This is a genomic window from Algibacter sp. 2305UL17-15 (assembly GCF_040720935.1).
Classification (GTDB): domain Bacteria; phylum Bacteroidota; class Bacteroidia; order Flavobacteriales; family Flavobacteriaceae; genus Jejuia.
In genome coordinates this window covers 239171-253153 of sequence record NZ_JBFDAE010000001.1, presented here as the reverse complement: position 1 = coordinate 253153, position 13983 = coordinate 239171, and the positions used below count along the sequence as shown (strand labels likewise).

7 protein-coding genes are annotated in these 13983 nt (G+C 34.4%); all 7 read right to left on the bottom strand.

Annotation, left to right across the window (positions count from 1 at the left end):
• Positions 1-11: 11 nt before the first annotated feature.
• Positions 12-2021, bottom strand: coding sequence for a carbohydrate binding domain-containing protein (locus ABXQ82_RS01025; protein WP_367053620.1), 2010 nt, complete (start codon positions 2019-2021; stop codon positions 12-14).
• Positions 2022-2038: 17 nt separating this feature from the next.
• Positions 2039-3496, bottom strand: coding sequence for a RagB/SusD family nutrient uptake outer membrane protein (locus ABXQ82_RS01020; RefSeq protein ID WP_367053618.1), 1458 nt, complete (start codon positions 3494-3496; stop codon positions 2039-2041).
• 6 nt (positions 3497-3502) lie between these two features.
• Positions 3503-6517 (bottom strand): TonB-dependent receptor, encoded by a 3015-nt coding sequence (locus tag ABXQ82_RS01015; RefSeq protein ID WP_367053616.1) that lies wholly within the window; start codon positions 6515-6517, stop codon positions 3503-3505.
• 232 nt (positions 6518-6749) lie between these two features.
• A complete protein-coding gene (locus ABXQ82_RS01010) occupies positions 6750-9563 on the bottom strand; it encodes a LuxR C-terminal-related transcriptional regulator (protein ID WP_367053614.1) in 2814 nt (937 codons plus the stop codon).
• 182 nt (positions 9564-9745) lie between these two features.
• Positions 9746-10426 carry a head GIN domain-containing protein gene (locus ABXQ82_RS01005; protein WP_367053613.1) on the bottom strand — a complete coding sequence of 227 codons (681 nt, stop codon included), beginning with the start codon at positions 10424-10426 and terminating at the stop codon, positions 9746-9748.
• A gap of 230 nt (positions 10427-10656) precedes the next feature.
• Entirely contained in the window at positions 10657-11613 is a 957-nt protein-coding gene (locus ABXQ82_RS01000; RefSeq protein ID WP_367053611.1) for a KilA-N domain-containing protein, read from the bottom strand.
• Between the two features lie 93 nt (positions 11614-11706).
• Positions 11707-13947 (bottom strand): RNB domain-containing ribonuclease, encoded by a 2241-nt coding sequence (locus ABXQ82_RS00995; protein ID WP_367053609.1) that lies wholly within the window; start codon positions 13945-13947, stop codon positions 11707-11709.
• Between the last annotated feature and the right edge of the window lie 36 nt (positions 13948-13983).

Below are 13983 nucleotides of genomic sequence, written 5' to 3'. Positions count from 1 at the left end.
AGTATTAATATTTAATTAGAGGTTAAAGAGACATTATCGATATTTACCATACCTGCATCTGCTCCCATATCGAATATAACCCTCGCATCCAAGGCTCCAAAACCTGTTGAGGTGAGTGTTAGTGTGTAAGTAGTTCTGGTGGTTGTAATGTCAACAATTTCTGTTTCGCTAGACCATGGATCTGCACTTAAACCTATTCCAGCTACTATAGATCGGTTTGTATCTGACCAAGCATCGAACGTAAGCGTATAGGTTACGTCTTGAATAATTTCAACTTTCTGGCTCATATTAACTTCCCAAGGGTTTCCTGCAGCAGCTACATTTACTGAATAATAGGTATTACCAGAATCTGTTACCACAGTTATTGGAGCATTATCATCTACGCCTACAATCCAAGGATCGCTTCCAGCTTCAAAATCGCCATTGGTCAATAAACCATCATCAAATGGGCCATCTCCTAAAAACAAAGAGACATTATCTATGTTTACCATACCTGCATCTGCTCCCAAATCGAATATTACTCTTGCATCTAAGGCACCAAAACCTCCTGCAACCAATGTTAATGAATAGGTTGTTTTTGTAGGCGTTATAGTAACTGCTTCTGTGGTACTGGACCACGGATCTGCACTTAAGCCAATTCCAGATACTATAGATCTGTTCGTATCTGACCAAGCATCAAAAATGAGCGTATATGTTTCGTCTTGAATAATTTCAACTTTCTGGCTCATATTAACTTCCCAAGGGTTTCCTGCAGCAGCTACATTCACAGAATAATAGGTGTTTCCAGAATCTGTTACTACAGTTACAGGTGTATTGTCATCTACGCCTACAATCCAAGGATCACTTCCTGATTCAAAATCCCCATTGGTCAATAAACCATCATTAAATGGTGCCGAGCTTTCTTTATAAAAATAAATATTATCAATAAATACTGTGCCTTCAGCCCAAGGTTCTCCAACAAATTTCATCTGGAAAATTTCTGTAACTGTTAACCCTTGATCTGTATAATCTGAAATAGGAATTTCTATGGAAGTCCATTCTCCAGTAGTTAAATCGCTCCAAACCGGCGCCTCCGTAGCTCCACCAGCTGTATTATTTATTAGGGAAGTCTCTATTCGCATACCTTCACTAGCAGTCCAAACATCAAGATGCAAGTATTCCATATTCGAAACATCTACAGTTATTCCATCCGCTAAAGCAATGCCTTGATAGCTTAAGTTTATATACTGTAACATTTTATCATCATTCAAATCAAACTCAGCCCAAGAGCTACCTTGACCACCTTGTCCCCAATCTGGAAAATAGTCAGTATCTGGAACATCCATATAAACAGCACTATAAATTGAAATTACATCTTCTTCAGGTCTGTTTCTTGGTCTTGGTGCAGATGTTATCGGTGCTAAAATCTCAGTAACCTCAAACGTTTCGGTATATTCTGTTGTTTCGATTGCAGCTCCCTTAATAATGACTCTAACATCATAGGTTCCAGCATTTTCATAGTTATAAGAAATTGTCTCTCCAATATTACCCGTTAAAACTGGTTGCGTAACCCCATCTTCTCCTGAATAAAATTCATACATTATGGCAAAATCTGCATTTGCTGTAATATTTACTTTTTTGGAAACAGCTACATCGTTTTCAATAACTACCTCTATATTTTCTGGAGCTTTAAAAGATACCTCTAGCGGTTCCGTTGTCTCAGCCGTCAATCCGTTTAGTCCAACTGCTACAATCGTAATAGTGTAGGCGCCCTCGGCATATACGTGATCGATACTCTCTCCCTGTTTGACATTTACAGGTTCTGTTGCGTCTCCAAGTGTGATATTGAAATTTGAAGCTCCTGTTGCGTTTGGTGTTATTGATACCTTTCCGCTATTGTCTTGTTCTATGTTAAAAACTGCTGACACATCAGATGGTGCTGCAATTTCAGCTACAAAACTTAAATCGTTATCGTCCTCAGCACAACCCAAAAAGAAGAGCAGAACAATACTTAAGCTAAATAAATATTTTATTGTTTTCATATTTTCAATTTTTTATTTTAATACTGTGGATTTTGTTGCCATCTATTACCTGCTAATTGTATCTCAATTAATGGAATAGGAAATACTTCATGCTTTCCTGCTACAAACCCATCTATCTCTTGGGCTGCTCTTCCGGTTCTTACCAAGTCGAAAAAACGATGTCCCTCTCCGACCAACTCTACACGTCTATCTTTATAAATAGCATTGGTTAAATTAGTTCCTGTAACACTTACATTAGATAAACCAGCTCTATTTCTAACTCGGTTTAAGTATTGCTGTGCTCTCGTGTCGCTTATAGCTCCCTTGTTTAATGCCTCAGCAGCCATTAACAATACATCGGCAAAACGAATTGCCCTGTAATTATTGGGGTTAGTTAAGTTAGGATCTCCAGTATTTAAATCTCCTTGACGGGAAATATATTTTCTGTTAAAGTATCCTGTATGTTCATATCCAGTAGCGAATGTTGCACCAGTATCTTCGGCCCATGCGTCTATATCTAGAATAGCGACATCTTTACGAAGGTCTCCATCTTCAAAAGCATCTACAACTTCTTGGACAGGAACATTAAAACTGAAACCAGATTCGAATTCTGGTCCAGAATAGTTTCTAATACCGTTGAACCCTACAGCTACATTTCCTTCACTACATTGTAAACAGTCAAACCCGGCTCCTTGAGCATCAGAATACTGGACTTCGAAAACAGATTCAATATTGTTTTCATTGTCATTTTCAAACATTGTTGAATAATCCGTAAGCAAATCATATGGACCAGTAGCAATTACATCTTCTAAAACAGTAGCAGCTTCGCTGTACTTATTTTGGAATAAATATGCTTTTCCCAATAATGCTTGAGCTGCTCCTTTTGTAGCCCTTCCTATTTCTGACTGAACAGCAGGTAAGTTGTTTGACGCAAATATTAAGTCTTCCTCAATAAGTGCATAAACTTCTTGTTTGGGCGTTCTATCCAAGTCAAATTCTTCACCTAAGATAAATCTTCTATCAACCACAAAAGGAATGTCACCAAACCATTTTACAAGTTCAAAATAGTAGTAGGCTCTTAAAAAGCGTGTTTCGGCCAAAACAACATTTTTTCCTGAGAAATCGGCTTTATCTTGAAATTCCATTATAAAATTAGCTCTATTAACGCCACCATACATCCAACTCCATATATCTCTTAACTGTTGGTTTACAGGCGTGTGAATCATATCATCTATTTCCTGAATACCTGGAACATCAGTAGCGCTTTCGCCACCAGCCAAAGTATTGTCTGATGCAATCTCACCAAGCATTACATTTAGATATGTAGAATGTAAGGGATCGTATGCTGCGATCAGAGCCGATCTATATTCAGCTTCAGTATTAAAAAAAGTGTTTGAACTAGGGTCTTGTGGGTCAACATCAATAAAATCGTCTCCACAAGAGTACATAAGCAATAAGGTAAAAAGTACCGTGTATTTAGTTTTTATAAGTCTCATAGTACATTAAAATTTTAAGTTAACTCCAAATAAATATGTTCTTGGGTTTGGGTAGAAGCCTTGATCTATGCCCCCTCCAATTGGTGCACCAGAAGATGCTGTTGGGTCGTAACCTCTATACTCTGTTAATGTAAACAGGTTGCTTGCAGACACGTACAGTCGCAATTTATCAAGTTTTGAATTTTCAATTAACTTTTTGAACGTATATCCTAACTGTACATTTTGTAAGCGAATAAAAGATCCGTCTTCTACAAAGAAATCTGAAAATAAACCGTTTGAAGTTGCTCCAGAAGTTACTCTTGGCGTACTATTACTAGTTCCAGGACCCGTCCAACGGTCTAAAAAGGTTACACTTCTATTTGTTAAGGGTTGATTGCGCTCGTAATTCCTAACAATTTCGTTTCCAACTGAAGCGAAAGCATATGCTAGAAAATCAAAGTTCTTATAGTCTATTGAAATATTAAGCCCCATTGTAGCATCGGGAAGCGGATCTCCAATGTATGTCTTGTCATCATCATCAATAACGCCATCATTATTTAAATCTACAAATCTGATATCGCCCGGAAGTACTTGGTTGTTAATTGGAGTACCATTGTCTATCTCTGCTTGGGTCTGGAATATTCCATCAGTTTTAAACCCCCTGAAATAACCAATTGGTTGGCCCGCTTCCATTCTTGATGGTGGATCTTGACCCACACCAAAAGCACCACCGGCAATAAATCCACCGTCCGTATTTACATTTAATACTTCATTTTTTATGGTAGTGACATTATATTTAATTCCAAATTTGAAATTATCATTAATTTGATTTGAATATCCAATAGCGAACTCAAAACCTTTATTTTCAACCTCTCCACCATTAACTACAGGCGGGCCTGCTCCAGGAGCACCAACACCTAGAATACCTGAAACCTGGGGTACTACTAATAAATCCTCTGTTGTTCTCTTGAAGTAATCTGCTGTAATATCAATTTTATTGTCAAATAATTTTAAATCAACTCCAATATCAATGGTTTTTTGCTTTTCCCAGCGAATTTCTGGGTTTGCCACAGGGCCTAGAGCAGCACCTGAAACTACAGCATCATTAAACACATATGTGCCCTCGCCGCTTAATAGAGACAGGTATCTAAAATCTGGAATTCTATCATTACCAAGAATACCGTATGATGCTCTTAACTTTAAGAAGTTAATGCTACTGCTATCTGCTAAGAAATCTTCATCTGAAACAATCCAACCTAAAGAACCTGATGGGAAATAACCAAATCTATTTTCTGGTCCAAATTTTGTGGAACCATCTCTACGAACAACTGCTGATAACAAATATTTTCCTTTGTAATCGTATTGAACTCTTGTAAAATATGATAATAATCTAGAATCAAATCTAGGGTCAAAACCTCTATTGACATTTACACTTTCAACCTCTTCTGCTGAATCAATGCTTGCAGTTCTGCCAACATCAAAACCTCTAAACCCAGTAAAAACCCCAGTTGTCTTAAAGACTGAAGTCCCTAAAAGTACATTTAAATTATGAGTGTCTTTAAAGGTGTTTTCGTATTTTACAAATGCATCAAAAGTATAATCCCTAAAATAATTTAAGGTTTCAACAATCTCACTTCTATCTACATTAAACACTTTTCCACTACCATAGTTCTGTACAGGTCTAAAAACATTTCCATCCACTTCAGAGTAATTAAATTGAATGTTTGTTTGCGCTGTAAAATGGTCTAAAAAATTATAGGATAATCCTGCGTTACCACTTAATCGAATGGTCTTGGTCAAGTCATTCGCATTAAAGGTTTGGGCTATAGGGTTTACAACTTCGTTACCTAAGCCTTCCGCTATAGTAGCATCTCCATTTTCATCAAAAACCGATAACGTAGGATCCATATTCAAGGCATTAAACAGTACAGAACCCAATGCTGATTCTACTAAATTCCGTTTGCTGGATCTTGTGAAAAACAATCCTGAGGTAAATTTAAAATTTTCTAAAAAATCTAAGTTGTAACTGGCACGTTGCGTAAAACGTGTGAAATTAGATTTTGAGCCACCTACAATACCGTCTTGGGTAATAAACGAACTGCTAAAGGAATAGGTTGATTTTTCCTTTCCACCTTTAAAAGTAATACTATGGTTAAAAATTGGTGCTTTTTGAAACACTTCATCCTGCCAATCTGTACCAATTCCTAATTGAGACAAGTCACTAAAAGGAGGTGTTTGTCCACCTGCAGCAAAAGCTTCATTTACTAAAGCACCATACTCGGTAGCATTTAAGACCGGTATTTTTCTGGTTGTTTCTTGAAAACCGGCGTACATATCATATTCAATAGTCAATGGCATTTCTTTTCTACCAGTTTTAGTGGTAATTAAAATAACACCATTTGCCGCTCTTACACCATAAATACCAGCCGTAGCATCTTTCAATACATTTACACTTTCAATGTCGTTTGGGTTAATAACACTTAAGTCTTCAATCACATTACCATCGACCAAAATTAACGGACGACTATCGCCATTTGTAGAAACCCCTCTAATACTAATAGTAGCATTTCCTCCGGGAGAACCAGATTGTGAAGTAATATTAACACCAGCAACCTGACCTTGTAATGCTTGTTCAACACGTGTTGGTTTGAGAGCTTCAATAGTTTCACTTGAAACTACACTTACTGCTCCAGTTATTTCCTTTTTGGTTTGAGTACCGTACCCAATAACAACAACCTCATCGAGTTGGGCAAGGTCTTCTTCTAATTGAATGGTTAATTTAGTAGCATTAGCTACAACAATTTCTTTGGTTACATAACCAACATAGCTAAAAACAAGAGTAGCGCCCGTTTGTAGATCTGGAATAGTAAAATTACCATCAAAATCTGTTACGGCACCGGTGCTAGTGCCTTTAACAATCACATTAACACCAGGTATGGGAACACCTGTATTGTCTTGTACATTTCCACTAACCTCTATAGTTTGCCCACTTGCATAGGAAAAACATAAGAACATTAGAATTTTAAAGAGTTTTTGTCTCATATTTAGTTTAGTTTTAAGATTTGTTTAAAATTAATGCCGAACTTTAAGAAATCCACATTTTATACCGCTACAAAAAATATACATGACAAAAAAACAGGGTGTATTTTATGAATAACCTAAATAACCTCTTGGCTTTACTGATTTTTATTCGTGGTGGAATTATACACTAAAGTGACAAAAGCCCCTAAATGTTGCGGTAATGTATGGGTAAAAAGCAGGTTTGTTGTAGAAATTAAATTTCCAAAATATAGTCAGACAGATTAGATTCGTGAGGTAGTTCCATTTTTTTACGCAACCTGTAACGTTTCACTTCTACACTTCTTGGAGAAATATTAAGTAAGGGAGCAATTTCTTTTGAAGATAAGTTTAGACGAAGATAGGCGCACAATCTCAAATCGTTAGCTGTTAAAGCTGGATGTATTTGTTTAATTTTCTTAAGGAAATCTTTATCGGCATTATTAAAAGCTTCTTGGAACAAATTCCAATCGTCGTTATTGTTTAAGTTTCTATCAATTATTTTAATGACATTTTTTATATTTCTGCTGTCATCTATAGTTTCCAATTCTTTTTTAATGCTGCTTAAAAATTCATTTTTCTTAATGAGGTTCATTGTGGAAATCCCTAATTCTCTATTCTTGTTATCTATATCTTCTCTAAGCTTTTCGTTTTTAAAACGCATTAATTGTTGTTTGTTTTCTAGTTCTTTTAATTCAAATTCCCTCGTTGTTTTTAACATTAAACGTTCTCTTTGTTTTTTGTAGTAACCTTTATAAATGTTATGCATTAATAAAGAGAAGAGCAATAGACCGATAACATATGCAGCAATTGCAATATTTGAAAGCATCCAAGGCCTGTCTATATTAAAAGTATAAAAGGCCGTATTTGAAGTTTCTTGATTACCTACTCTTCCTTTTACAACAAATTTATAATTGCCGTAAGGAAGGTTTTCAAATAACACATCTCCATTAGATGTCCAATCGCTCCACGTATCATAAATACCTTCTAATTTGTATTGGTACTCTGGTTTTTGGGTTTTAAAGAACTCTGATATACTATAGGAGAACTTGATATTGTTTTCTTTGTTTTTAAATTCTGCCCTAGTTGTGATATCAACAAGTCTGATAGAATCGTTATTTTTTAATCTACTTACAGAAATTTGATTGATATTAATTTCATGTTCGTGGTTTACAATTTTATCTAAGTCAACAACGATATATCCGCTGGTGGATCCCAACAAGAATTTTTGTTCTTTTAATTGGGTTATGCTCTCATAATCTACGACGTCTTTTCTAATCTCTTCAGGAAAAGGAATTGCATTTACTTTTTTTTCTCCACTAAGTTTTGATGTCGTTAAATAATTGATGCCCCTTGAAGAAAAACTCCATAACTTATTGGTACTATTATCAGATACTAACTTACCAGAAGTGAAATTTGCTTTCTCTATTAACTGGCTCAACAAAGTGTCTTTTTTAAATTTATTATCAAGCGTATCATAGTTAAAAACACCTTTTCTAATCGTGTATAACAAATTTCCATCATATTTTATAAGGCTAGAGTTTAAACCTTTTACTACTAAAGTATCTCTAGAAAATGTCAGTACTTCCGTAAAATTAGTATTCAATTTCAGTTTAAAAACACCTTTGTATTCATGGTTTACATAAATTTCTTCAGTATTTAAAAATTCAAAATATCTGCTAGAGATATCAAAACCTTTTATTTTATTTCTTAATTGCCATTGTCCATTATTTTTATGAAGTATATTCAGGCCATCATAATTTCCCTGAATCAACAAATTATCATGTTCTTTTATTGGTTTTATTTGCCATGTGCCCTGAACGTTGGCAATTTTATTTGCCTTTTTATCTTTAATTGTAAAAGTGCCCGAATTATGACCACAAAACAAAACTTTATCAATAACATCCAAAAACCAAACCTGACCTTGTGTGCCTTCTACAAACTGAAAATCTCCATTATTTTTTAATGGCTTACAAAACAACCCTTGATTGGTTCCTAAATACAGCATGTCATTATAAACCTTAGAAGTATATACACTACCTATTCTTCCTGTACTATCAAAATAAATAGTGCAAGGCGAATTCATGTTTATGCAATTGATCCCATTGTCTAAACCAAGCCATATGTTATTATCTAAATCTTCGTGTATCGCCAGCACTGTATTATTACTCAACCCATTTGCCTGTGCTATCTGGTAATTTATTTTGCCTGTAGTTTCTAAATGTATTATTCCGTTTGAAATAGTCCCCAACATATAACTCTTATCTTTCAGTTGAATACAACTAAAAACACTTACATCGGCTAGTGTTTTATTGGCAGGGATATTCCAAGGTATTATAGTATTATCCTTGAGGTTATAAAAACCTTTATCCTGAGTTAGTATTAAAGTAGCATTATTATGATTAAAAATATTGACAATCACATTGCTCTTTAATATGTCATGATCTGAAACCAAAAGTGCTTTACCATTTTCAATTTTGTACAAACCTTTGTTTAAACTTTGAAAATAAAAATTTGAACTAATCTTAAATAATCTAGAAATTTTAGTTTCAGAACCAATAGTGCTATACCCTTTTGTGGATGTGTTGTAAATAAGAATACGGTCTAGAGATTGAAATAGTATTGACTTATCAAGAAACATGATATTCCAAAACTCTTCATCTTCTAAAAATTCTATGCCGAGTTCTTTAGAGAGAGAAGTATAATTTAAAACACCATAATTATTTCTTTTCCAATAGCCAAAATCACGATAACTGCCCGTATAAATTAAACTATCCTTTACTTTTACGGAACGGATAATGGTTTGGTTTGGAGATTCGTATAAATTCCATTTTGCACCGTTATATTCCAATAAACCCTTATTGTTGGCAACGTATATATTACGTTTTTCCGATTGCGAAACCGACCAGTTTTGAGACTCCCCACCGTAGTCATTTGAGTAAAAAATATTGATAGGGGGTCGCTCTTGAGCTTTTAAAATAAATGAAAAACTAAATAATAGAAGCAGGGAGATGTAATTGGTGCTTTTCACCGGAATATATAGTTTGTTGTATATCGAAGGTAGTAAAACCAAGACTTAAAAACAACTCTGTATGGTTCGTGTATGGTTACTATATGGTTTTTCCTCTATTATTTTAATTCCTGTATTTAAATAAAACAAAAAAAGCTATTGATTTTCAATAGCTTTTTTTAATATTTATTTTACAAAAGAATTTACTCCACTATTTTTTTTATTCTTCCGCCAAGAACTCTGCTTTCATCAACATGTTCAGGGTTACCGTAAATAAAAATATCGCCGCCTGCTCTTACTTTAGCTGTTACTTTTTTAGAAGCATTTACATTGGCTTCGCCTGCAGCTCTAATAGAAACTTCGGTATGTTCTGTTTTTAAGTCTTTACCATCGTAATCGCCGCCTGTATAAATGGATACATCTTGGTTTTTGGCTGCACCTGAAGCTACAATATCCGCGCCTGTTACAGCTCTAACATTTGCATACTTCACGTCTAGAACAACATTAATTTTTCCGCCTTCTTGGGCGTTTAAATCTATTTCAAATTGTTCAATAACGCCTTTGGAATGTACATTGGCACCTTCATTGACATCTATGACATCGACATTTGTGTAATACAGTTTTACTTTGGTATTGTTACCATCAAAAGCTTCTTCCAACTTCATTTTAATCTTTAAAGTGCCATTTTTGTTGTTTACTATAACATCTTTGGCATTTTTTCCTGTTATAACAACTTTGTCTTCTTTAGATTTTACGAGTTCTACTTCTATTAAATCATATACTTTTAATTCGCTGAATTCCCCAACGGTTTTTTCTATGGGTTTTTGGCCGATTGCTGACATGGTAAAAAGAAGTACTAATACTGTGGCTATGGAATGTTTCATTTTTCGTTTTTAAATTTTATCGGTAACGCAAAACTATCACTAATTATTACGTTGGGTATTTACTTTAGGAAAATATTAAGTTATGATGATTTTTACGGTACTTCTTGTGATTGAAATAAAGAAATAAAAATGTGTTAGTTTAATAGAGATGAGCTTATCTATGATATTAAATCATTGAATGTTAGTGCTTTTGTGGGATAAAAATAATTTATTACGTTTAAATCAAATCTTTATTTTTTTGATTTTTTTTTAAACTCTGATAACGCCTGCTTATTTTTTTCTAATATTGATTTTGAAGTCTCTCGTTCTAATTCTTCTCCTGTCATTTCTTGCGCTTCTATATACGTTGTGCTACTTTGCTTTCGGACTGCTTTAATTATATTAACGCCTTTTAATTGTTCTAATTGCTTACGAGCAGTCTCATAAAGTATTTTATACCTATTGGCTTTTGGAGTTCCAAACTTTATCATTTCAGCGTTTAGGGACTCTATGTTGGATAACACCATTAATTCATTTATACTTGCAAAATCTCTAATGTTTTTTCCATCTTTTACATGATTAGAGTTAACATTTCTCCATTCTTTAGCGGTACACCCAAACATTGCTAGATTTAATAAATCTGCTTCTTTAGCATATTCTATACCCCGTTTTTCTATTGGTAATTTTGATTTTGGAATTATATGTTCTTGTATTGCATTAGTATGCATACCATAATTTACTTTACTCAAAACTCTTTTTATATCCCATTCAAGATTAAAAGTGTCTTTTTCCTGTTCTTTCAGGCGTTGATATTCCTTTACTATATATAATTGGAATACTGGACTTATCCACATTCCAAAATTAAAAGCTATATCCTTATGAGCATAAGTTCCTCCATATCTACCAGTTTTTGCCGTAATTCCAATTGATTTTGTTCTTGATACCCATTCTTTTACGCTTACTTTGAAGCTATTTACACCTGATTCACTTTTAATTATGGCGAATTCGCCATAATTAAAATCTGAGTTATTCATAACTTCCCATGCTCCTAGATATTCAAGAGTATTACTATTTCTAAGCCAGTCACTTATGAAGAAGTCTCCATCTTTTGCCTTAATCATATCTGTTAAACAAATATAATCTTCATCTTTTATTTTAGTTAAAGATATTTGTACATCATCGACTATTATCTTTTGAACTTTACTCATTTTAACCTTTTAATGTATGTTTAATTGTATGGCATTATTTCAAAAGTAAATTTACTGTTTTTTATAAACTAAATTGATTTACAGTATTAAAAATCAATCTTCAGGCTTCCCTATCAAATTAAAATCCAAATGCTTCTTCACTAAATCGGTGTTCTTAACTTTTACAACCACTTCATCTCCAAGTTGATATACTAAACCATTATTTCTACCAACCATAGCATATTGGTCTTGATCGAAGGCATAATGATCGTCTTTCATATCGCGAACACTTACCATACCTTCACATTTATTTTGAATGATTTCAACATAAATTCCCCAATCGGTTACACCCGTAATCACACCAACAAATTCTTCATCCTTATGGTCTTCCATAAAACGAATTTGCATGTATTTTATAGAATCGCGTTCTGCACGAGTTGCTAAACCTTCCATACTACTGGAGTGGTTACATTTTTCTTCGTAAACTTCTTCGTTGGCAGATTTTCCACCATCCAAATAATGCTGTAATAAACGATGTGCCATAACATCTGGATAACGACGAATTGGTGATGTAAAGTGACTGTAATAATCAAACGCTAAACCGTAATGTCCAATATTTCGTGTGGTATATTCGGCTTTACTCATACTTCTTATGGTCAACGTATCTACTAGATTTTGCTCTTTTTTGCCAGCAACTTCCTGTAATAAATTATTTAAGGATGCGGTTGTACTCTTTCTATCTTTAAAATCCAATTTATACCCAAAGCGACCTACTACATTTTGTAATGCTGCTAGTTTACTATCATCGGGTTCGTCATGTACACGATATACAAATGTCTTTTTTGGGGTTTGTTTTCCAATAAATTCCGATACTTTTCTGTTGGCCAATAGCATGAATTCTTCAATCAGTTTATTAGCATCCTTACTGGTTTTAAAAAATACGCCTACTGGGTTTGCTGCTTCATCTAAATTGAATTTTACTTCAACTTTATCAAAAGAAATCGCGCCATCTCGCATACGTTGATTGCGCATGATTTTAGCGAGTTTGTCTAGAGTTAAAATAGCTTTTGCTAACTCTGGTGTGGTATTGTATGCTTTTCCTGTAAGTGCAACTTCTTGTGGTATAAGTGTTTCAATTAATGAGATTCCTGCCTTCGCAGGAATGACAAAATCATGATTATTTTCGATAACCGCTTGTGCCTCTTCGTAAGCATAACGTGCATCACTATAAGTTACAGTTCTTCCAAACCACTCCTTTTTAATCTCAGCTTTATCATTTATTTGAAATACCGCAGAAAAGGTATATTTTTCCTCATGCGGACGCAACGAACAGGCATTGTTTGATAACACTTCTGGAAGCATCGGCACCACGCGATCTACTAAATAAACAGAAGTTGCACGCTCGTAAGCTTCATCATCCAGAATAGTGCCTTCCTGTACATAGTGCGACACATCGGCAATATGGATTCCTATTTCATACAAGCCATTATCCAACACTTCAAAAGACAAGGCATCATCAAAATCCTTGGCATCTTTTGGATCTATGGTAAAGGTTAAATCCTTACGCATGTCGCGTCGTTTTACGATTTCAGATTCAGTAATAGAAGTGTCTATTTGGTTTGCAAATGCTTCTACTTCATGCGGGAATTCCATTGGCAATCCGTATTCAGCTAAAATTGCATGAATTTCTGTGTTGTGCTCTCCTGGTTTCCCGAGTATTTTTAACACTTTTCCGTTGGGAGAATCTGCTTTTTCCGGCCAATCTTCGAGCGATACTAAAACTTTATCACCATCATCAGCATTCAAGGTTTTGTTAATCGGTACAAAAATATCTTTGTACATTTTGTTACTATCAGGCACTACAAACGCATAATTATTGTTTTTCTGCATTTGAATGACACCCACATATTCTGATTTTGAACGTTTGATGATATTGGTTATTTCTCCTTCAATTTTTCCTCTCTTGCGACGTTTGTAAGCATAAAATTCTACTTCATCGCCATCTAAAGCTTTGTTGATGTTGTTTGAAGCAATGAACACATCATCTTCAAAATCATCGGAAATAATATAGCCCGATCCCCGTGCTGCCATATCTAGAATACCTGTATGGTACTCTGTATTTACTATAGCCTTAAACTTACCGCGTTCCACTTGAATAATCTCTTCTTTTTTAGCAAGTTTAGCCAAGGTCTTTATAATTTGATTGCGGCTACTGGCATCGTTAACACCTAGTTTAGCAGCAATTTGTTTGTAGTTAAAGGTTTGGTTTCTTTCTTTTTTTAAAATACTTAAGATTGTATTTGTAAGGTTGGAAATGCCTTTGTTTGAAGGTTTCCTTTTTTTGTTTTTTGTCATTTAATTTGTGTAATCATTATTCTTTTCCTAATCCCG